Raw genomic sequence first — 22,782 nt, 5'->3', positions numbered from 1 at the left:
AGCCCTGGCCGGTGAAGACGACCGCGAGGCGGCCGTCGGTGGCCGCCGGAGTGGCGGTCACGCCGGTGGCGACGTCGAGGACGTCCACGACGGTCTGGTCGGCGGTGCTGGCCAGCACCACGGCGCGGTGCGGCAGCGCGGACCGGGCGGCAAGGGCCGCGCCGACGTCGAGCAGTCGCGCGGCGGGCTGGGCGTCGAGGAAGTCGAGCAGCCGCACGGCCTGCCCGGCCAGCCCTGCGGCGCCGTGCCCGGACAGCACCAGCGGCACGATCGGCAGCGCGGTGACGCCCGGCGGCGGGTCGGCCGGTGCGGGCGGCTCCTCGAGGATGACGTGGGCGTTGGTGCCGCTGATGCCGAACGACGAGACGCCGGCGCGGCGCGGGTGACCCGCGCGCGGCCACGGGCGGGCCTCGGTGAGCAGTTCGACCGCGCCGGCCGCCCAGTCGACCTGCCGGGACGGTTCGCCGACGTGCAGGGTGCGCGGCAGCTGCCCGTACCGCATGGCCAGGATCATCTTGATCACACCGGCCACGCCGGCGGCGGCCTGGGTGTGCCCCAGGTTGGACTTGATGCTGCCGAGGCGCAGCGGTTCGCCGGTGCGGTCCCGTCCGTACGTCGCCAGCAGCGCTTGCGCCTCGATCGGGTCGCCGAGCGCGGTGCCGGTGCCGTGCGCCTCCACGGCGTCGACCGCGTCCGCACCGATCCCGGCGACCGCCAGCGCCTGGCGGATGACCCGCTGCTGCGACGGCCCGTTGGGTGCGGTGATGCCGTTGCTGGCGCCGTCCTGGTTGACCGCGCTGCCGCGGACCACGGCGAGCACCGGATGCCCGGCGCGGCGGGCGTCGGAGAGCCGTTCGAGCAGCACGACACCGGCGCCCTCACCCCAGCCGGTGCCGTCGCCGTCGTCGGAGAACGCCTTGCAGCGGCCGTCGGCGGCGAGCCCGCGCTGGCGGCTGAACTCGACGAACGCGCCCGCGGTCGCCATCACGGTGACACCGCCGGCCAGCGCCAGGTCGCATTCGCCGGAGCGCAGCGCCTGCGCCGCCAGGTGCAGCGCGACCAGCGACGACGAGCAGGCGGTGTCGACGGTGATGGCCGGGCCCTCGAACCCGAACGTGTAGGAGATTCGGCCGGACACCAGGCTGCCGGCGCTGGACGCGCCCGCGTACCCCTCGGCGCCGGTGCTGGCCTGGCGCAACAGGTTGGCGTAGTCGCTGTAGAGCACGCCGGCGAACACACCGGTGCGGCTGCCGCGCAGCGTGGCCGGGTCGATGCCGGCGCGTTCCAGGGCCTCCCACGAGGTCTCCAGCAGCAGCCGCTGCTGCGGGTCCATGGTGACCGCCTCGCGGGGGCTGACCCCGAAGAACGCGGCGTCGAAGTCACCGGCCCCGGTGAGGAAGCCACCCTCGGTCACGTACGAGGTGCCCGGGTGGTCCGGGTCCGGGTGATACAGCGCGTCGAGGTCCCAGCCGCGGTCGTCGGGGAACCCGGCGACGCCGTCGCGCCCGTCGGCGAGCAGCCGCCACAGCTCCTCCGGGGTGCTGACCCCGCCCGGGTAGCGCAGGCCCAGCCCGACGATGACGATCGGGTCGTGCTCGGCGACACCGGTACGCGCCGGCGCGGCCGGGCCGGCCTCGGCGAGCGCACCGACCAGTTCGCCGCGCAGGAACGCCGCGAGCACCACCGGGCTCGGATAGTCGAAGGTGAGCGTGGCCGGCAGCCGCAGCCCGGTGGCGGTGGCCAGCCGGTTGCGCAGCTCGACGGCGGTCAGCGAGTCGAAGCCGAGCTCGGTGAACGGCCGGGTGGCCGGTACGCCGTCGGCGGAGGCGTGCCCGAGCACGGCGGCGGCCTGGGTACGGACCAGGTCGAGCAGCAACCGGTCCTGGTCGGCCGGGGCGAGACCGGTGAGCCGCTGCAGCAGCGACGTGGCGGTGGCGTCGGTGACCGCGCGGCGCACCGGTTCGCGGACCAGGCCGCGCAGCAGCGGCGGCAGCCCGGCGTCGCCGTGCCGGGCACGCAGCACCGTGTGGTCGATGCGGATCGGCACCAGCAGCGGCCGGACGCTGTCGAGCGCGGCGTCGAACAGCGCGAGCGCCTCGGGCAAGGCCAGCGGGGCGATGCCGCCGCGGGTCAGCCGCCGCCGGTCGAGCTCGGAGAGGTTGCCGGCCATCCCGGCGGTGGTGTCCCAGGCGCCCCAGGCCAGCGAGGTGGCGGGCAGGCCGCGGCGGCGCCGGGCGGCCGCGAACGCATCGAGGAACGCGTTGGCGGCGGCGTAGTTGCCCTGCCCGGGAGTGCCGAAGAGTCCGGCGACCGAGGAGTAGAGCACGAACGCGTCGAGGTCGGCGCCGGCGGTCGCGTCGTGCAGGTTGACCACGGCGTCGACCTTGGCGCGCAGCACGGTGCCGAGCCGGTCGGCGGTCAGCCCGGTCAGCACGGTGTCGTCGAGCACGCCGGCGACGTGCACGACGGCGCGTACGTCGACGCCGTCGAGCACCCGGTCGAGGTCGGCGCGGTCGGCGACGTCGCAGCGCACCAGGCGGACCCGGGCGCCGGCCTCGGTCAGCTCGGACCACAGCTCGCCGGCGCCGGGTGCCTCGGTGCCGCTGCGGCTGAGCAGCAGCAGGTCGCGCACGCCGCGGGTGTGCACCAGGTGACGCACCAGCAGGGTGCCCAGCTGCCCGGTGGCGCCGGTGACCACGGTGGTGCCGCTGTCGCGCGGCGCTCGCGGCATGACCAGCACGTTCTTGCCGATGTGCCGGGCCTGGCTGACGAAGCGGAACGCGTCGGGGGCCTGCCGGATGTCCCAGGCCCGTACCGGGGGCAGCCGCAGCCGGCCGGCCTCGAACAACGCGACGATCTCGGTGAGCATGGCGCGGATGCGGTCCGGGCCTGCTTCGAACAGGTCGAACGGCCGGTACCGCACGTCCGGCAGGCTCGCCGGGTCGCGCAGGTCGGTCTTGCCCATCTCGAGGAACCGGCCGCCGGGGGCGAGCAGGCCCAGCGACGCGTCGATCAGCTCGTTGGCCAGCGAGTTCAGCACGACGTCGACGCCCGGTCCGGTTGCGAACGCGGTGGCGAACCCGGTGTCGCGCGAGGACGCGATGGCGTCGTCGCCGAGCCCGAGCGCACGCAGCGCGTCCCACTTGGCCGGGCTGGCGGTGGCGAGCACCCGGGCGCCGAGGTGCCGGGCGATCTGGATGGCGGCGGTGCCGACCCCACCGGCGCCGGCGTGCACCAGCACGGTCTCGCCGGGCTGGACGTCGCCGAGTTCGACCAGGGCGTACCAGGCGGTGAGGAAGGCCATCGGTACGGCGGCGGCCTCGGCCCAGCTCCACTCGCCGGGGATCGGTACGAGCAGCCGACCGTCGGTGACCGCGACCGGGCCGAAGCCGCCGGCGAACGCGCCCATCACCCGGTCGCCGACGGTCAGGTGGGTGACGCCGGGCCCGGTCTCCAGGACCACGCCGGCGCCCTCGCTGCCCAGGTCCAGGGGGTTGTCGCTGGGGTAGACGCCGAGGGCGATCAGCACGTCGCGGAAGTTGAGGCCGGCGGCGCGCACGCCGACGCGGACCATGCCGGGTTCCAGCGGGCTCGGCGGCGCCGGGTAGGCGGCCAGCCGCAGCCGGTCGAGGGTGCCGCCGCCGGTGCTCTCCAGCCGCCAGGCCGGCGCGTCCGGCGGGGTCATCGCCGGGTCGGGCAGCACCCGGGCCAGCCGCGGCACGCTCACCGCGCCGGCGCGGACCACCGCTTGCCCGACGTCGCCGGCGGCGACCAGCGCGGGCAGCGCGGCCCAGGACGCGGCGCTGCCGTCGACGTCGGCGAGCACGATGCGGGCCGGATACTCCGACTGGGCCGAGCGGACCAGGCCCCAGACCGCGGCGTGGGCCAGGTCGGTGGGTTCGTCGCCGGGTCCGCCGGCGACCGCGCCGGTCGTGGTGACCAGCAGGGTGGTGGCGGCGTACCGGTCGTCGGCGAGCCACTGCCGCACCGCGTGCAGGACCCGCTCGGTGGCGGTGTGCACCCGGGCCGCCAGGCCCAGCGGGTCGTCGGCCGGGTCGACGCCGTCCGGCGGGCAGTCCAGCAGCAGCACCGCCGGGGCCTCGGTGTCACCGAGGGGCAGGCCGGTGGCGCGCACCTCTCCGAACGCCGTCCAGTCCTGCGGCGCGGCGACGGCAGGCAGGGGGTGTTCGGTCCAGTCCACGCCGAACAGCGACCGGCTCGGCCCGGCCTGCGGCGCGGCGCTCTCGGCGGCCCGCATGACCAGGGCGCCGACCGTCACGACGGGCGCGCCGGCACCATCGGCGGCGGCCAGGGCGACCCGGTCGGCGCCGTCGGGGGTGAGCCGCACCCGCAGGGTGGTGGCGCCGACGGCGTGCACGGTGACGTCGGTGAACGCGAACGCCATCCGCGCCGACCGGTCGGTGCCGGCCTCGGCCAGGGCGACGCCGTGCAGCGCCGCGTCGAGCAGCGCCGGGTGCAGGTGGAACCGGCCGGCCTGGCCCGCCTCGGACTCCGGCAGGGTCACCTCGGCGAAGATGTCGGCGCCGAGGCGCCAGGCTGCGGTCAGCCCGCGGAAGGTGGGGCCGTAGCCGAACCCGGCGCCGGCCAGCCGCGCGTAGAACCCGTCGACGGTCAGCATGGTCGCGCCGGTCGGCGGCCAGACACTCAGGTCCAGCGCCGCGGCGGCCGGTGCGGTCGCCGGTGCGAGGGTGCCGGTGGCGTGGGTCTGCCACGGCTCGTCGGTGAGCGCGTCCTCGCTGCGGGAGTGGATGCTGACCGGGCGGCGCCCGGCGTCGTCCGGCGCACCGGCGACCACCTGCAGCGCAACGCCGCCGCCGGTGGCCGGGATCGGCAGTGGTGCCTGCACGGTCAGCTCGTCGAGCACCGGGGCGCCGACGTGCTCGCCGGCGCGCAGCGCCAGCTCGACCATCGCGGTGCCGGGCAGCACGACGGTGCCGGCCACGGCGTGGTCGGCCAGCCACGGGTGGGTGGGCACGGCGAGCCGGCCGGTCAGCACGCTGCCGTCGCCGCCGGCCAGGGTCAGCGCGGCGCCGAGCAGCGGGTGGTCGGTGGCGGCCAGGCCCAGCCCGGCGGCGTCCACGGTGACCAGGTCGGCCGGTGACGGCCAGTACAGCCGGTGCTGGAACGGGTAGGTGGGCAGGTCCAGGTGCTCGCCGACGCGGCCGGGGTAGAGCTCCCGCCAGGCCACGGTGCTGCCGGCGGCGTGCAGCCGGCCCAGCGCGGTCAGCAGTGTGGTCGCGTCGTCGCGGTCGCGGCGCAGCGCCGGTACCACGGTGGCGTGCGGGAGCAGTTGCGCGGTCATCCCGGTGAGCACGGCGTCCGGGCCGAGCTCCAGGTAGTGGCCCGCGCCGAGGTCGTCGAGCGCGCCGACGGCGTCGGCGAAGCGCACCGGGCGGCGCACCTGCTGCACCCAGTAGGCCGGGTCGCTCCACTGCCCGGTCTCGACCGGGCGGCCGGTGACGCTGGAGACCGCGGCCAGGGTGGGCTCGGCGAAGGTCAGGCTCTCGACCACCGCAGTGAACGCGGCGAGCATCGGTTCCATCAGCCGTGAGTGGAACGCGTGGCTGGTGCGCAGCCGGGTGCTCTTCCAGCCGTGCGCGGCGACCAGGTCGATGTCGGCCTCGGTGCCGGAGACCACCACGGCGTCCGGGCCGTTGACCGCGGCGACGTCGACACCCGGGAAGGCTGCGCGGATGTCGGGCTCGCCGGCCTGGACGGCCAGCATCGCCCCGCCGGCGGGCAGCGCCTGCATCAACCGGCCGCGCGCCGCCACCAGGGCGGCGGCGTCGTCGAGGGAGAAAACCCCGGCAGCGTACGCGGCGGCGATCTCCCCGATCGAGTGCCCGGCCACCACCTGCGGGGCCAGTCCGAGGCCGCGGACGGTCTCCAGCAGGGCCACTTCGACGGCGAACAGGGCGGGCTGGGCGTACCCGGTGCGGTGCAGGTCCTCGCTGTCGAGCAGGTCGCGCAGCGGCCGGTCGAGGTGCCGGTCGAGAGCCGCGGCGACGGTGCTGAACGCGGCCGCGTACCCCGGGAACCGCTCGGCCAGGCCGCGGCCCATGCCGAGCCGTTGCGCGCCCTGGCCGGTGAACAGCATCGCCAGTTTACCGGTGGACGGTTCCCCGGTGACCAGGCCGAGGCCCGGTTCGCCGACGGCAAGGGCGGCCAGCCCGCGGGTGAGCGCCGCCCGGTCGTCGGCGAGCAGCACGGCGCGCTGTGCCAGCGCGGCCCGGCCGCCGGCCAGCGCGGCGCCCAGGTCGGCGACGCCGATCTGCGGGCGGTCCTCGACGTAGGTGTAGAGCTGCTGGGCCTGGGCGCGCAGGGCGGCGTCGTCGCGGGCGGACAGCACGATCGGATGCGGCGCCGCGAGCGGCACGCCGGTCTCGGCCGGGGCCACCGGGGCCGGCGGCTCCTCGACGATCATGTGGACGTTGGTGCCGCTGACGCCGAACGACGAGATGCCGACCCGGCGCGGCGCGTCGCCGCGCGGCCAGGGCCGGGCCTCGGTGAGCAGTTCGACCGCACCGGCCGACCAGTCGACGTGCGGGCTCGGCTGGTCCAGGTGCAACGAGCGGGGCATGGTGTCGTGGCGCATCGCGAGCACGGCCTTGAGCACCCCGGCGACCCCGGCGGCGGCCTGGGTGTGCCCGATGTTCGACTTGACCGAGCCGAGCCGCGCCGGGCCACCGGTGCGGTCCTGACCGTAGGTGGCCAGCACCGCCTGCGCCTCGATCGGGTCGCCGAGCCGGGTGCCGGTGCCGTGCGCCTCGATCAGGGCGACGTCGTCGACCGACAGCCCGGCGTTGGCCAGCGCCTGGCGGATGACGCGCTGCTGCGACGGTCCGTTCGGGGCGGCGATGCCGTTGCTGGCGCCGTCCTGGTTGACCGCGCTGCCCCGGATCACGCCGAGGATCGGGTGGCCGAGGCGCTGCGCGCGGGAGAGCCGTTCCAGCATCACGATGCCGACACCCTCGGCGAGCCCGATGCCGTCGGCGGCCGCCGAGAACGCCTTGCAGCGCCCGTCGGCGGCGATGCCGCGCTGCCGGCTGAACTCGGTGAACGCGTCCGGGGTGGCCATCACGGTGACACCGCCGGCCAGGGCCATCGTGCACTCGTCGCCGCGCAGCGCCTGCGCGGCCAGGTGGATCGCGACCAGCGAGGAGGAACAGGCGGTGTCGATGGTGACCGCCGGGCCCTCCAAGCCGAGGGTGTACGACACCCGGCCGGAGAGCACCGCCGCGGTGGTACCGGTGATCAGGAAGCCTTCGGCGGCCTGCACGGTGCCGCCGATCAGCCGCACGTAGTCCTGGGTGTTCGAGCCGATGAACACGCCGGTGCGGCTGCCGCGAAGCGTGGCCGGGTCCAGCCCGGCGCGTTCGACGACCTCCCAGGCCGCCTCGAGCACCTGACGCTGCTGCGGGTCCATCGACAGCGCCTCGCGCGGGCTGACGTCGAAGAACGCTGCGTCGAACTCACCGGCGCGATCCAGGAAGCCACCCTCGGCGCCATACCCGTCACCGTCGTCCGCGCCGGCGAGGTCCCAGCCCCGGTCGGCCGGTGGCCGGCCGATCGCGTCGGTCCCCGTGTTGATCAGCCGCCACAGGTCGTCGGGGTTGCGCACCCCACCCGGATACCGGCAGCTCATCGCGACGATCGCGATCGGCTCCCGGTCGGCGGACTCCACCTGACGCAGCCGCTCACGGGTCTGGTGCAGATCCGCGGTGACCCGCTTGAGGTAGTCGAGGAGCTTCTCTTGATCGGTCACTGCGGGCCTCACCTGTCGGTCCGGGCGGTCGACGCGGGCTCCACTGAGGCAGCCTGGCCCGAAAATAGGGGCAGGCCGGCGAACCGGCCTACCCCTAGCACTCCCCTGCGGCTGCGGCGCGGCCTGCGCTTACCGCTTCTGAGTCGTCTGCGACGCTCACTTCCCCTCGTCCAGGTCGCGGTAGGTCCGTAGCCAGGACTCGATCTCGGTGGTTCGCCAGATTCGACCCATGCGCAGCAACGCCACGGGGGCAGGAAAGTCGGGGCGCTCGGCGAGTTGCTGAATGCGCTGGCGCGACAGGCCCATCCGGTCAGCGATCTCCCGTGCGCCCATCAACGAGGAGCCGGCCGCCGCGTCGGTCATCGTGGTCTCCGGTCGTGCCGCATGTCGGCCCCTCCGCCTGGGCGATGCCGGGTGGCCTTCTCCGGGCGGGCTTCCGCCGTCATGCTGCAAGCCCGGGCTTGTCCGACCAGCCGAGGAACCGCTCATACAGGTCCGGCGGCAGCCCGCCCGGGCCGGCCGCCCAGTCGTCGATCGCATCGATCAGACACGAGCTGAGATAGACGACGAGGCCGTGCGGGAACCGCTGGTACTGCTCAGCAAGCTCGACCTTGGCAACCGCGCAAGGCCACGGCTGGCCGCACATCCTGCAATCCCAGACGGGGCGTTCGCCCTGATGGCCCGTACGCGGCACTAGCATCTACAGCCGCGCAGCGGTATCAGACCGAGAAATCGCCGGCGCTCGTGCATCGTCATCGCCTCCACACCTGAACCGCTCCGCGGGGTCAGCACGGCCGGTAGGCCGTCGCTGATCCGATCGTTACGGAACGATCACGCGTGGTGGAGAAGGTGGGTGTACGCAGCAGGCAGGGGGACGTACGCAGACCTGCGTACAGCAGGGTCAGCCCTCGCCGGCCGGCCCCAGCGCCTCGCACTCCTCCCGCAGGTCACCCGCCTCCGGCACGCCGCTCGCGGCCACGCCTTCGACCACCTCAACCACCCGCCACCAGTTAGATGGCACGATCCGGCCCGACCGCATCGCCACCCGGGCCTCCTGCGCCGCATCCTCCGGCCGCGGCTTCCCGGCCAGCAGCGCCAGGCCGAGGTCGAGCCGGGCCGACGCGATCCGCCGCGGCCGGGCGCCCTCCGCCTCCAGCTCGGTGATCACGTCCCGCGCGACCTGTTCGGCCGCCGGATCTCCCACCCACGCCAGCGTCGTCGCCGCGTAGCTGTGCGCCTTGGCCGGGTCGTATCGGTAGTGGTGCTCCGGATGCTCCGGCATCTCCCGATGCTCCGCCATGCGCTCCACTCGGCCCAGCGCATCCCGGGTCGCCTGCGCATCGCCGAGCCGCGCCCACGCCCGCCCCTCCTGCGCGGTCGCCTGCACGATCGCCGACCCGTCCACCGGAGCGATGGCCTGCGCATGCTGAGAAAGCTCGACGGCCCGGCGGAAGTCACCGCGCGTCAGCCAGTCCCACGCCTGCGTCTCCAGACACCACGCGGCGATCTCCGCGTGCGCGGACTGCCGGGACAACTCGGCCGCCGTGCTCAGGTACGCCTCGGCGGCCGCTCGCTGCTGCAGGTCGATGTGAAGCGTGGCGCGCAGCAGCGACAGCCAACCGCCGACCACCAGCAGCCGCCGGCGCTGGCCAAGCATGGCCCGCCCGGCGAGAAGCTGCTCGACGTAGCGCAGGTGGCGACGCACCCGGGGCAACAGGTCAGCAGGCGGAACGGTGGCGTACCCCCTCGCCGTTTCGTCGAAGGCTCGCTCCAGCCGGTTCAGCGTGCCATCACTGACGTCCGAGGCGGCTGAACGTTGCGCCAGCTCGATCGCCTCCAGCTCACCCTCGACGTCGTCAGGGGCAGGGGTACGCAGCGTCGCGGTGAGCCGGCCGCAGGCGTGCAGCGCCTCGTCCAGCGCCCGGGCGATATCGGGTGTGGGGCGGCGCCGGGCATGCTCCAGGTCGCTGATCTGCGTGTGGCTAACCGTGGAGAGACTGGCGAGCTGCCGATAGGACAGCCCGCTGAGTTCACGGAGTCGACGGAGTTCGCCGGCGAATGCCGCGTTCATGTCGTCCCCCTGTTAGCCGGTCAGGGGGCGGCCGATCCGGTTGGAGTCCGGCCGCCAACATCGACGGTACGCCCTGCCAACGACGTTCACCCCTGGGCGTTACGACCCGCCCCGAGCGTTCCGCACGTCCCCGCTCCGCCGCTTCTCCATCCGCTCGAGCATTCGCCGCCGAGCCGCGGTCGAGCTAATGCTGGGAAAGGCCGCACCACACCAGGAGTCGCTGGAGCTGATCAGGGCGGCAGCCGAGGAGGTGAAGTAATGGAAGACAAGGGCTACGGCCACATCAACCAGAGCGAGCTGGCCTGGCGCAAGGGCAGCCGTTCGTCCGGCAGCGGAAGCGACTGCGTGGAGGTCGCCGACCTGCCCGACGGCGGCTTCGCGCTGCGCGACAGCAAGGACCCGAACGGCTCGACCCTGTTCTTCACTCCGAGCGAGCGCGCCGCGTTCGTCGCGGGAGTGCGGGAGGAGCACCTCCCCTAGATCACCCAGAAGCGTTGCCGTGCTCTGGCAGTCCCAGCGGTGGTCATTCCGTTGCCCGGTTCGTGGTCACGTCAACGGCCTCAGCCAGCCAGCAGACCTCGATGCTCCGAGACGACCGTGACCCAGCCAACATCATCAGACACTGCTGACCGCATCTTCGAGTCACCAGGAGTGATATTCAGGCTCCCCGGGCATTCGGGACAAGCCGACAAGATGGTGTCGGGCTTGCTCTTGTGCCGAGAAGAGTGAATTCAACGCATTAGGCAGGGCGTTGTCCCCAAGCCCGAAAAAGGGCCGCTGCGAGCCAATGGCCTTCCTCCTCGGCCATCTCAAGTGCGCTCTGGTTTTCCCGGCCAACCTTGCGGAAGGGATCGGCGCCTGCGGACAGCAGCAGGGCAGTCACATCAACGTGCGAACCATTGCCTGCTCGGATCCCTGCGATCTCGACGTCCAAAGCGTGCTGGAGCAGTGAAAGCCCACCGTGCACGACCTCGACGTCGATACCGCTTTCGATCTCCTTGCGCAAGTCATCCAGTTCCTCCATCTCCACCATCGAGTGAATGATGTAATCGTCCTTCATGCTTCCCCTATTCGATAACTAATGGATCTCAACCTACGCAAAATACATGTCCGACCATATTGGCAACTGATTAGACGGCCTTTTCTGCCGGGGCACTCAACTGCCGCGATCCTTGCTGCACATCGGCCTTCCCTGCAGGTTCCGATCGACGCTGCCACCATGATCGAACGTGTGACCAGTCGGTGGCGGCTCGAGGTAGCCGAGCAGAGGCCGCGGTCGACGGCGGGACACTGTCGGCGGCCGACGCGTATGCCTTCACTTTCTTCCCTCCGGCGTTTGTCGCGGCGGTTGACTCTGCCCTGCAGACCTACGAAGACGAGATCGCAAATCTGGATCCTCCGACCGACGATGCGGCATGGCCTGCGGTCGAACGAGTCGTTGTCGCGCTCAACGGCGTTGATACGGCCTTCGAGCAGCACATCGAAACCATGACGCGGGAGGAGTTGACCGAGTACATCGAGGAGGTACTTGCTGATGCCGGGATCGACGTTAAAGCACTGCTTGAACGACGTGGAGTCCAGGAGGCCGCTGGCGAGTGGCGTGACTGGTAATTCGGTGTCACCACACTTCGCCCCCGTTCGACCGCCGCACTCTCATGCCGCCGACCGTGCGCGGCGACCGCGATGCCGTCATGCTCCGTACGACTGCGCCAACCTGGCGTTCGCGGGGGTTGCCAGACGCGATGCGTACCTGCCGAAGTCGTAGGTGTTCGCGGCTTGGTGCGCGGGCACGTAGGGTTGGCCGTCGTGATCGACTTGAAGGCGTTTCGCCGCGCCTGTTACGAGGCCGCGCGACGAACCGCCGGCGAGCTGACCGAGTTCCGGATCAGCGGCGAGCCAACGCCGAACTTCCACCAGGCGATCATCACCTACTCAAGCCGAAACGTCGCGGTGGTCTGCGTCCGCGACGCCCCGCTTATGGCGCTCGCCGTTCCCCGCGTCATCGGGTTCACGCCCGAGCGTGAAGCGGGTCCGCTGACTTTCGTCGACCTTCCCGACCTGGCAGCCGCGTTGGAGGTGGCGCCGGGATTCCGCCTGCTGACCGCCGCTGAGTTGGACGGACCGATCGATAAAGCGAAGTGGCCTGGGGTCAGCCAATACGACATGCGCCACGGGCAACCCCAAACGTTAGGCGAGGGCCTTTTCAACTACTGGGACTAACTCCAAGATCATCCATCCTCTTCTGCCGCTGATAACGCGAAGTTCGGAGTGTTGCCTTCGGACGAGATCGAGCGGCAGCCTGTTGGAGGCTGAGGGCTATCCAGGACTGGCAGCAGCCGACGCCCCGCCTGGGGCCTGGTCGCCATCGTCGACCTCATGCTGGCCACCGGTGCCCGCATCGGCGAGATCCTGGCCTTGCGGTGGGAAGCCCTCGGTCTTGCTGCTGAACACGCGACGGTGACCATCTGCGGCACGATCGCCTATGTCCGGGGCAAGGGGTTCTTTCGGCAGGAGCGGACCAAAAGCGATGCCGGATTCCGGAAGCTCGTCCCACCCCGGTTCGCCGTGGCCATAGCCCTGGCTCGGAAGGTCTCTGCCCCGACAACCCATACGATGCGATCTTCGCGTCCCGGCGCGGCATCTGATTGTCTCCGCAGAACGTCAGAGGGCAGAGGCGTCGGGCCCGCGCCGAGGCCGGCTTGGAGTAGGTGAAGCCGCACACCTTCCGCAAGACCATCGCCACGCTCATCGGCAACGAGGTCAACGCGGAGGTCCTAGCCGCTCGACTTGGGCACGGTGACAAGGCGATCAGTAAGAAGTACTACATCGAAAAGCCCGCCATCTTTGAAAGGCTCGATCGCCGCCAGCGGTCAGTGAAGGATTTTCGGGGTAGTTCACAACCGCACCGCAAAGTACGGCCCCTGACCAGCTTGAACCCTGGTCAGGGGCCGTACTCTGAGCCGCCTGACGGAATCGAACCGTCGACCTACATGTGGTGGACTTCAACCCCACCGGGCGAAGGCTATGAAAGCGGCATCGCGGCTCCCCTCCCGCCTCGCCGACCGAGATCGGGCGAGGCGGTGCCGCGTGGGGATGGCTGCGGCCGGGGTCAGACGCCGAGCTCGTCGATGAAGCGGAAGACGTCGTCGGCGCTGGCCGACTCCAGGCGCTCGCTGACCGAGTCCGGTGCCTGGTCGCTGCGGTCGTCCAGGTCGTCGAGCAAGGCACGCAGCCGCATGCCGACCCGCAGCCGCAGCGCCGTGTCGTCGGCCGTGGCGGTCAGGGCGGCGCTGAGCTGGTCCAGGGTGGCCAGCACGGTCTCCGGGCCGGCCGTGCCGGAGCCGGACAGCTGGTCCTGCAGCAGCCGGGCGACCGCCACCGGGGTCGGATGGTCGAAGACCAGGGTGGCCGGCAGCGCGATGCCGGTCGCGGCGCTCAGCCGGTTGCGCAGGTCCACGGCGGTCAGCGAGTCAAAGCCGAACTCCTTGAACGGGCGGCGGGCGTCGACCGCGTCGGGGCCGTCATGGCCGAGCACAGCCGCGGCGTGCGCGCGGACCAGGTCCAGCACGATCTGCTCGTGCTGGTGTGCCGGTGCGGCCGCCAACTGCCCGCGCACGGCAGCGCCGGCGTCGGCGGCGGGCGGTTGCTCGGCGGTGGCCGCGAGGGCCCGCACGGCCGGCAGGTCGGCGATCAGCGGGCGGGACCGGGCGAACGCGAAGGCCGGCGCGAACGTGGCCCAGTCGACGTCCGCGACCGCCAGGAAGGTGTCCCCGGCGCCGGCCGCCTGACGCATCGCGAGGATCGCCGCCTCCGGTGCCATCGCGCGGAATCCCCGCTTGCGCATGTAGTCCTCGCCGCCGGTGTCGCCGGCCATCCCGCCGCCGTCCCACAGCCCCCACGCGACCGAGGTGACCGGCAGACCGCGGTGGCGCGCCTGCTCGGCGAGCGCGTCGAGGGCGGCGTTGGCGGCGCCGTAGACGCCCTGCCGGGCGCTGCCCCAGACCCCGGCGTTGGACGAGAACAGCACGACCTGTTCCAGGTGTGCCGGGTCGAGCAGCTCCAGCAGGTGTACCGCGCCGTCGACCTTGCCGGCCCGGACGAAGTCGAGGTCCTCCGCGGACGAGTCGGCCAGCAGCAGCGGGGCCAGGGTGCCGGCCGCGTGGATCAGTGCGGTGACCGGTTCCGGCAGATCGGCCAGCAGCTTGGCGACTTGGTCACGGTCCGCGGTGTCACAGGCCGCGATCGTCACGCGTACGCCGGTGGCGCTCAACTGCTCGGCCAGCTCGCGCGCTCCCGGCGCGTCCTCGCCGCGACGGCTGGTGAGCACCACGTGCCCGGCGCCGGAACTCGCCGCCCAGCGCGCCACGTGGGCGCCCAGCGCACCGGTACCGCCGGTGATCAGCACCGTACCGTGCGGCTCCCACAGCGGCGTTCCGGCAGCGGCCGGCGCGGGCAGCAGCCGGCGGGCCAGCACGCCGGTGGACCGCACCGCGACCTGGTCCTCGCCGGCCAGTCCGGCCAGCACCGCCACGATCCGGGCGGCGGCACGGTCATCCACGGTCACCGGCAGGTCCAGCACACCGCCCCAGGACTCCGGGTGCTCCAGCGCGAACGTGCGGGCCAGCGCCCAGACCTGCGCCGGAGCGAGGCGCGACGGCGGATCGCCGGGCAGCGCGGCGACCCCGCCCTGGGTCAGGATCCACAGCGGGGCCGGTGTACCGCCGTACTCCCGCATCAACGCGAGCGTGCCGAGCACCGCCTCGTCGTCGTCACCCATCGCCAGCAGGGAGACGACACCGGCCCAGGGACCGGCGCTCAGCGCGGCGACGTCCGTACCCGTCTCGACCTGCGCTCCCGCCGCGGCCAGCAGGCGCGGCACCTCCCCTGCGCCGCTCCCCGCCGCGTGCAGCACCAGCCAGGTACCGCTGAGCCGGGCCGGCTCGGGCTCCGGCAGTGGTGTGAAGGCGATGCGGAAGCGCCAGTCGTCGACCTGCGAGCGTTCCCGGCGGGTGCGCCGCCAGCCCGCCAGGGCCGGCAGCACCGATTCGAGGACGTCCGCGGCGACGCCGAGGGTCCGCGCGAGCAGGGCCGGATCGTCGGCGTCGACCGCGGCCCAGAAGTCGCCGTCCTCGCCCGCACCGGCCGCGCCGGGCGCGTCGACCAGCCAGTAGTGCTGGTGCTGGAAGGCGTAGGTGGGCACGCCCGGCGCGTAGCGGCGGCCGGGTAGCACCGCCGACCAGTCCACCGGGACACCACCGGTCCAGGCCTCGGCGAGCGCCCGGATCTCCCGCTCGGGGCCGTCCTCGTCGCGGCGCAGCGTGCCGGTGGCGGCGACCGTCGCGGCTTCGGCGGCGGCGACGTCCTGCAGCCCGGCGGTGAGCACCGGGTGCGGGCTGACCTCGAGGAAGTGCCGGTAGCCGTCGGCGAGCAGGCGCTGCACCGCGGCGGCGAAACGCACCGGGCGGCGCATGTTGTCGTACCAGTAGCCGGCGCCGTCGGCGAGGGTCCACGGCTCGGCGGCCACGGTGGAGTACCACGGGATCCGGGCGGTACCGGCGCGGACCGGGGCCAGCAACTCCAGGACCCGCTCGCGCAGCACGTCGACCTGGGCGGTGTGCCCGGCCGCGCTGGCCTTGATACGCCGGGCCCGGACCCCGCCGGCCTCACAGGCGGCGGCGAGCGCGTCGACGCCCGTGGTGTCCCCGGCGACGATGACCGCGGCCGGCCCGTTGACCGCCGCGATCTCCAGCCCGCCGATGCCCAGTGCCGCGATCAGGGCGGCCACGTCGGCCTCGGCGGCGGCGACCGAGAGCATCGCACCGGCCCCGGCGATGCTCATCATCTCCCGGCTGCGCAGCGCGACGATGCGGGCCGCGTCATCGAGGCTCAGCGCACCCGCGACGCAGGCCGCCGCGATCTCACCCTGGGAGTGCCCGACGACCGCGGCCGGGGTGACGCCGTGCTGCGCCCACCAGGCGGCCAGCGACACCATCACGGCGAACAGCACCGGCTGCACCACGTCGAGCCGGTCCAGGTCCGGGGCTTGCGGGTGCTGCCGCAGCACCGCTTCCACCGAGTAGTCCAGGTGCTGGCCGAGGGCTGCGTCGCAGGCGCGCAAGCGCTCGGTGAAGGCCGTTGACCGGTCGAGCAGCCCGGCGGCCATGCCCGCCCACTGGCTGCCCTGACCGGGGAAGACGAACACCACACCGCCGGGCGGGCCGGCCACGCCGGTGACCACGGCGGCCGACGGGCGCCCGTCCGCGAGAGCGCCGACCCCGGCCGGGTCCAGCGCGACCGCGCGGTGCTCCAGCCGGGCCCGCCCGGCGAGGGTGTGCGCCACATCGGTGACCGGTACGCCGGAAACCTCACGCAGGTAGGTGTCCAGTCGGCGGGCCTGCCCGGCCAGCGCGGCACCGTCGCGGCCGGAGAGCAGCAGCGGCACCACCGGCAGCGACGGGTTCTCCGGGACCTCAGCGACCGGCGGCGCCTGCTCGAGGATGACGTGCGCGTTGGTGCCGCTGATCCCGAACGAGGAGACGCCGGCCCGGCGCGGCCGGTCCACCGCGGGCCAGTCCCGCGCCGAGGTCAGCAGCTCGACGGCACCGGAACTCCAGTCGATGTGCGGCGACGGCGCGTCGATGTGCAGACTGCGCGGCAGGCTGCCGTGCCCGAGCGCCAGAATCATCTTGATCAGCCCAGCGACACCGGCGGCGGCCTGGGTGTGGCCCAGGTTCGACTTGACGCTGCCCAGCAGCAACGGCTCGGTGCGGTCCTGCCCGTACGCGGCCAGCAGCGCCTGCGCCTCGATCGGGTCGCCGAGCGTGGTGCCGGTGCCGTGCGCCTCGACCGCGTCCACGTCCTGCGGGGTGAGCCCGGCGCTCGCCAGCGCCGACCGGATGACCCGCTGCTGCGACGGCCCGTTCGGCGCGGTCAGCCCGTTGGACGCGCCGTCGGAGTTGACCGCGCTGCCGCGCATCACTGCCAGGATCGGGTGGCCGAGCCGCTGCGCGTCGGATAGCCGCTCCACCAGCAGCACCCCGGCGCCCTCCGACCAGGTCGCGCCGTCGGCGGCCGCGGAGAACGGCTTGCACCGGCCGTCGGCGGCCGATCCGCCCTGCCGGGCGACCTCCACGAACGTGCCGGGGTTCGCCATCACCGAGACACCGCCGGCCAGCGCGATGTCGCACTCGCCGCGGCGCAGCGACTCGGCGGCCAGGTGCAGCGTGACCAGCGACGACGAGCAGGCGGTGTCGATCGTCAGGGCCGGACCTTCCAGGCCGAAGACGTACGCGACGCGGCCCGACACCACGCTGCCGGACACCCCGGTGGCCCGGTAGCCCTCGACACCGGCCGGCAGCGTGGTCAGCGCGGTGCCGTAGTCGTGGTACATCAGGCCCGCGAACACCCCGGCGCGGGTGCCGCGCTGACCCAGCGGGTCGAGACCGGCCCGCTCGAACGCCTCCCAGGAGATCTCCAGCAGCAGCCGCTGCTGCGGGTCCATGGCCAGCGCCTCACGCGGGGAGATGCCGAACAGCCCGGCGTCGAACTCACCGGCGTCGTAGAGGAACCCGCCCTGCCGGGTGAAGCCGGTGGCGCTGAGATCCCAGCCCCGGTCGGTGGGGAACCCGGAGATGGCGTCCACCTCGCCGTCGAGCAACTGCCACAGCTCCTCCGGCGACCGGACCCCGCCGGGGAATCGGCAGGCCATCCCGATCACCGCGATCGGCTCGTCGGCCCGGCCCGCGACCGCCGCCACGACCGGCGCCGCTGCGGCCGCGCCCAGCGCCCGGTCCAGCAGGAACAGCGCGATCGCCCGGGCGTTCGGGTAGTCGAAGGCCAGCGTCGCCGGCAGGGTCAGGCCGGTGGCCAGCTGCAGCCGGTTACGCAGCTCGACCGCGGTCAGCGAGTCGAAGCCGAGGTCACGCAGCGCCCGGTTGCCGTCGATCGCGCTGCCGGAGGCGAAGCCGAGCACCGCGGCGACCGTGCCACGCACCAGCTCCACCGCGGTCTGTTCCCGCTCGGCGCCGGTCAGCCCGGCGAGCCGCTGTGCGAAAGCACCCGGGTCGGCGGCCGTCGCGGCCCGCCGCAGCCCGGTACGAACCAGCCCGGACAGCACCGGCGGCAGCAGTCCGCTCTCCGCGGTGGCCCGCAGCGCGGGCAGGCTCAACGCCAACGGGACGGTCAGCGCGGCACCGGTACGCAGGGACGCGTCGAACAGCGCGAGCCCCTGCTCGGGTGTCAGCGGCAGCACCCCGCCGCGCCGCAGCCGCCGCCGGTCGGCGTCAGTGAGGCTGCCGGCCATCCCCGCGTCGGTCTCCCACAGACCCCAGGCGAGTGAGGTGGCCGGGAGCCCGTGGGCGTGGCGGAACGCGGCGAACGCGTCGGTGAACGCGTTGGCGGCGGCGTAGTTGGCCTGCCCGGCGTTGCCGAGCAGCCCGGCGGCCGAGGAGAACAGCAGGAACGCGGCGACCGGGTGACCGGCGGTGGCGTCGTGCAGGTTCCAGGCGGCGTCGACCTTGGGGCGCAGCACGGCGTCCAGACGGTCGGGGGTGAGGTCGGCCAGCAGCGCGTCGTCGAGCACCCCGGCGGTGTGGACCACGGCGCTGACGGTCAGGCCGGCCAGTGCGGCGTCGAGGGCGGCGCGGTCGGTGACGTCGCAGGCGACCATGCGCACGTCGACGCCGTCGGGCGCCTCTCCCCCGCCGGAGCGGGACAGCAGCAGCAGGTCGCGGACGCCGTGTGCCGCCACCAGGTGGCGGGTGACCAGGCGGCCCAGGGTGCCGGTGGCGCCGGTGACCACGACGGTGCCGCCGGTCAGGTCGGGCAGCGCGCCGTCCGGCGCGGTGGCGTCACGGGCGACGCGCGGGACCAGGATCCGGCCATCGCGGACGGCAACCTGGGGGTGGCCGGTGGCGAGCACCGCGGGGATCAGGTCCAGGGCCGGGGTATCGGCGAGGGTGAGCCGGCCGGGATGCTCGCTCTGCGCCGAGCGGACCAGCCCCCAGACCGCGGCGGCGGCCAGGTCACCGACGGTGTCGCCGGCGGCGGCCGCGACGGCCCCGTCGGTGCGGACGACCAGGTGGCCGCCGTCGTCGGCAAGGAAGCGCTGCAGGACGTCCAGCACCCGGGCGGTCAGGTCACGCACGGCCGCGGCGTCGGCGAGCCCGGCGTCGGCGCAGTCCAGCACGATGACGTCGTCGTCACGCCCGACAAGGCTTCCTAGGAGGCTAGTGTGCGACGTCGGGGTCATGACCGGCAGCGGGGTCGATGCCGCGGCCGGTGTGCCGGTGTCGGCCCAGGTCAGGGTGTAGAGGGGCAGGGCGGGCGCGGCGCCGAGGCGATCGGAGGTGACCGGGCGGACCGTGAGGGCCTCGATGGTGAGGACCGGGCTGCCGGTGCTGTCGGCCGCGGTGAGCCGGACGGTGTCGGTCCCCTCGGCGGGCGTGAGGCGCACGCGCAGCTCTGCCGCGCCGACGGCGTGCAGACGCAGGTCGCGGAAGGCGAACGGGAGGAGGGCATCGTCGCCGGACACCAGGCCGCCGGCGGCCAGCGCGTGCAGGCAGGCGTCGAACAGGGCGGGGTGCACGCCGTAGCCGTCGGTGTCGAGGCCCTCGGGCAGGGTGATCTCGGCGAGGATCTCGCCGTCGCGGCGCCAGGCCCGGCGCAGGCACTGGAAGGCCGGGCCGTAGGCGAGGCCGGTGCCGGCCAGCGCGGCGTAGAGGGCGGCGGCGTCGACCGGCTCGGCGTCGGCGGGCGGCCACGGCAGGTCAGCTGGCGCGGCTGCCGGGTCGGCCGGGCGCAGGGTGCCGGTGGCATGCAGTGTCCACTGGCCATCCGTCGAGGTCGGGGTGGCGGCCCGCGAGTGGATGGTGACGGTACGCCGGACGGTGCCCGGCTCCGGTTCGGTCACCGTGACCCGCAGGTCGGCGCCGCCGGTCTCGGGCAGCGCCAGCGGCGCCTGCAACAGCAGCTCCTCGACGTGCGGCGCGCCGGTCCACTCCCCCGCCGCCAGTGCCAGGTCGGCCAGCGCCGCGCCCGGCACCAGCACCGAGCCGAGCACCTCGTGGTCGGTCAGCCAGGCATGGGTACGCCGCGACACGTGCCCGGTGAACACCACGGTGCCCGAGTCCGGCAGCAGGACCGCGGCGGCGAGCAGCGGATGGCCGGTGCCGTCCAGGCCTGCCTCGGTGAGGTCCCCGGCGCCGGGCGCGGAGGTCAGCCAGAAGTGCTGCCGCTGGAACGGATAGGTGGGCAACCCGGCCAGCCAGCGGCCGCGGACGGGCCAGGCGCGCCAGTCGACCGTGGAGCCGCGTACCCATGCTTCACCGAGCGCACGGATCCGCGCGGCCGGACCGTCCTCGCCGCGGCGCAGCGTGCCCCACACCCCGGCGCCGGGGGCGCACTGCTCGAGCGCGAGGGTCAGCACCGGGTGCCCGGACACCTCGGCGAACAGCCGGAAGCCGTCCTCGGCCAGCTGCCGCACCACCGGCGCGAACCGGACCGGCTCGCGCAGGTTGGACCACCAGTACTCCGGGCCCACCGCCTCGGTGACCTGCTCGCCGGTGACGGTGGAGTACCACGGGATCCGCGGTGTCGCGCCGCGCACGCCGGTCAGCCCGGCCAGCACGGCGTCGTGCACCGGCTCGACGCGCGGTGAGTGCGACGCGTAGCCGACCTCGACCAGCCGGGCCCGCACGCCGCGCGCGTCGCACCAGGCCACGAACGATTCCAGGGCCGGGCGCTCACCGGCCACCACGACCTGGTCCGGCGAGTTGACCGCGGCCACGACCAGGCCCGGCTGCTCGGCGGCCAGCCAGGACTCGACCTCGTCGGCGGGAGCGCCGATGGACGCCATGCCACCGGTGCCGTCGAGGTCGACCAGGGCGCGGGACCGGGCGGCGACCACCCGGGCGCCGTCGCGCACCGACAGCGCGCCGGCCGCCACGGCGGCGGCCACCTCGCCCTGGGAGTGCCCGAGGACGGCGGCGGGCACCACACCGAAGGACTCCCACCACGCGGTCAGGGCCACGCCGACCGCCCAGAGCACCGGCTGGACCACCTCGACGCGGGTCAGCCACTCGTCGGTGCCGCGCAGCACCTGCTCGACCGAGAAGCCGGTGAGCGGGGCGAGGGCCTGGTCGCACTCGCGCAGCCGGTCGGCGAACGCCGGGGTGTCCAGCAGGCCGGCCGCCATGTGCAGCCACTGACCGCCCTGGCCCGGGTAGACGAACACGACGTCGGTGCTGCCCAAGGGTGATCCGGCGACCGGGCCGAGGCCGGCGGCCACCGCGTCGAGGCCGGCGGCGTCCCAGGCGACCGCCCGCGACGGCAGGCCCGCGCGGGTGGCGAGGGTGGCGGCGAGGTCGGCGAGCGGGGCGCCGGTGGTGGCCAGGTGCTCGCGTACCGAGGCGGCCTGAGCGGCGAGTCCCTGCTGGTCCGCACCGGCGAGCGGCAGCGGGACCACCGGGGTGAGGTCGTCGCCGGCGTCCGGGGTGGACACCGTGGCCGGCGGCTCCTCGATGACGATGTGGGCGTTGGTGCCGCTGAATCCGAACGAGGACACCGCGGCGCGGCGCGGTGTCTCGCCGGTCGGCCACGGGCTCGCCTCGGTGAGCAGTTGCAGGGCGCCGGTGGACCAGTCGATGTGCGGGGACGGCGCGTCGACGTGCAGGGTGCGGGGCAGCACGCCGCGGCGCAGCGCCTCGACCAGCTTGATGATGCCGCCGACACCGGCCGCGGCCTGGGTGTGGCCCAGGTTGGACTTGAGCGAACCGAGCCGCAGCGGGGTCGTACGGTCCCGGCCGTACGCGGCGAGCAGTGCCTGCGCCTCGATCGGGTCGCCGAGCCGGGTGCCGGTGCCGTGCGCCTCGACCGCGTCCACCTGGTCCGGGGTGAGCCCGGCGTCAGCGAGGGCGTCGCGGATGACCCGCTGCTGGGAGGGGCCGTTCGGTGCGGTGAGGCCGTTGGACGCGCCGTCCTGGTTGACCGCGCTGCCGCGGATCACCGCGAGGATCGGGTGGCCGAGGCGTTCGGCGTCGGAGAGGCGCTCGACCAGCAGCAGGCCGGCGCCTTCGGACCAGCCGGTGCCGTCGGCCGCGGCGGCGAACGGCTTGCAGCGCCCGTCGCCGGCCAGGCCACCCTGGCGGGCGAACTCGACGAACGTGCTGGGGCTGGCCATCACGGTGACGCCGGCGGCCAGGGCCATGCTGCACTCGCCGCGGCGCAGCGCCTGCACCGCGAGGTGCAGGGCGACCAGCGACGACGAGCAGGCCGTGTCGATGGTCAGCGCCGGGCCCTCGAGGCCGAAGGTGTACGCGACCCGCCCGGAGACGACGCTGCCGGACGTGCCGGTCGCCAGGTAGCCCTCGACGCCCTCGGGCAGCGTGCTCAGCTGCGCGGCGTAGTCGTGGTACATGACGCCGGCGAACACCCCGGTCCGGGTGCCCTTGACGCCGAGCGGGTCCAGCCCGGCCCGCTCGAACGCCTCCCACGCGCACTCCAGCAGCAGCCGCTGCTGCGGGTCCATGGCCAGCGCCTCGCGCGGAGAGATGCCGAACACCGCGGGGTCGAACGAGCCCGCGTCGTCGAGGAAGCCGCCCTGCAGGGCGAAGTCGCCGTCGGCGACGTCCCAGCCGCGGTCGCCGGGAAAACCGGTGATGGCGTCCCGGCCGGCGTCCAGCAGGTCGCCGAGCTGCTCGGGTGTGCGCACGCCGCCGGGGTAGCGGCAGGCCATGCCGACGATGGCCACCGGCTCGGTGGCCTTCTCCTGGACGTCGAGCAGGTCGCGGCGGGCCTGCCGCAGGTCGGTGGTGGCCCGCTTGAGGTAGTCGCGCAGCTTCGCTTCGGTGTCCATGTCTTCCTCGGGTCGCAGGGGGTCAGTTCGCGCCGAGCTCGTTGTCGAGCAGGCTGAACAGTTCGTCGTCGT

The 22,782-nt window shown here is 73.8% G+C and carries 8 protein-coding genes and 2 pseudogenes; 4 read left to right on the top strand and 6 right to left on the bottom strand.

Annotated features, from left to right (window positions below; all coding sequences use genetic code 11):
* From Apa02nite_RS51785 to Apa02nite_RS52180, 4 genes and pseudogenes are all read right to left on the bottom strand, one after another.
* Positions 1 to 7,747 (bottom strand): annotated as a pseudogene (locus tag Apa02nite_RS51785) (SDR family NAD(P)-dependent oxidoreductase); the annotation flags it as partial.
* A 195-nt stretch (positions 7,748 to 7,942) separates the two neighbouring features.
* A complete protein-coding gene (locus Apa02nite_RS48070) occupies positions 7,943 to 8,149 on the bottom strand; it encodes a helix-turn-helix transcriptional regulator (RefSeq protein WP_239165094.1) in 207 nt (68 codons plus the stop codon).
* A gap of 79 nt (positions 8,150 to 8,228) precedes the next feature.
* Positions 8,229 to 8,432 carry a hypothetical protein gene (locus tag Apa02nite_RS48065; RefSeq protein ID WP_239165093.1) on the bottom strand — a complete coding sequence of 68 codons (204 nt, stop codon included), beginning with the start codon at positions 8,430 to 8,432 and terminating at the stop codon, positions 8,229 to 8,231.
* A gap of 255 nt (positions 8,433 to 8,687) precedes the next feature.
* Positions 8,688 to 9,857, bottom strand: coding sequence for a helix-turn-helix domain-containing protein (locus tag Apa02nite_RS52180; RefSeq protein ID WP_203831115.1), 1,170 nt, complete (start codon positions 9,855 to 9,857; stop codon positions 8,688 to 8,690).
* A gap of 258 nt (positions 9,858 to 10,115) precedes the next feature.
* Here Apa02nite_RS52180 and Apa02nite_RS48055 point away from each other — a divergent pair, with 258 nt between their 5' ends.
* Positions 10,116 to 10,337 (top strand): DUF397 domain-containing protein, encoded by a 222-nt coding sequence (locus Apa02nite_RS48055; RefSeq protein ID WP_239165092.1) that lies wholly within the window; start codon positions 10,116 to 10,118, stop codon positions 10,335 to 10,337.
* 259 nt (positions 10,338 to 10,596) lie between these two features.
* Here Apa02nite_RS48055 and Apa02nite_RS48050 read toward each other — a convergent pair whose 3' ends face one another.
* On the bottom strand, positions 10,597 to 10,917 hold the full coding sequence (locus Apa02nite_RS48050; RefSeq protein ID WP_239165091.1) for an ankyrin repeat domain-containing protein: 321 nt from the start codon (positions 10,915 to 10,917) through the stop codon (positions 10,597 to 10,599).
* A 182-nt stretch (positions 10,918 to 11,099) separates the two neighbouring features.
* On the opposite strand from Apa02nite_RS48050, the gene Apa02nite_RS48045 reads away from it, so the two are divergent.
* From Apa02nite_RS48045 to Apa02nite_RS51775, 3 genes and pseudogenes are all read left to right on the top strand, one after another.
* A complete protein-coding gene (locus Apa02nite_RS48045; protein WP_239165090.1) occupies positions 11,100 to 11,468 on the top strand; it encodes a hypothetical protein in 369 nt (122 codons plus the stop codon).
* 195 nt (positions 11,469 to 11,663) lie between these two features.
* Positions 11,664 to 12,077, top strand: coding sequence for a hypothetical protein (locus Apa02nite_RS48040; RefSeq protein ID WP_203831114.1), 414 nt, complete (start codon positions 11,664 to 11,666; stop codon positions 12,075 to 12,077).
* Between the two features lie 95 nt (positions 12,078 to 12,172).
* Positions 12,173 to 12,700 (top strand): annotated as a pseudogene (locus Apa02nite_RS51775) (tyrosine-type recombinase/integrase); the annotation flags it as partial.
* Positions 12,701 to 12,966: 266 nt separating this feature from the next.
* Here the strand turns inward: Apa02nite_RS51775 and Apa02nite_RS48035 are convergent.
* On the bottom strand, positions 12,967 to 22,710 hold the full coding sequence (locus tag Apa02nite_RS48035; RefSeq protein WP_203831113.1) for a type I polyketide synthase: 9,744 nt from the start codon (positions 22,708 to 22,710) through the stop codon (positions 12,967 to 12,969).
* Positions 22,711 to 22,782: the final 72 nt, after the last annotated feature.

Source organism: Actinoplanes palleronii (genome assembly GCF_016862315.1).
Classification (GTDB): domain Bacteria; phylum Actinomycetota; class Actinomycetes; order Mycobacteriales; family Micromonosporaceae; genus Actinoplanes; species Actinoplanes palleronii.
Note: the sequence above shows the minus strand (reverse complement) of the source record. Positions and strands in the feature narration are given on the sequence as shown.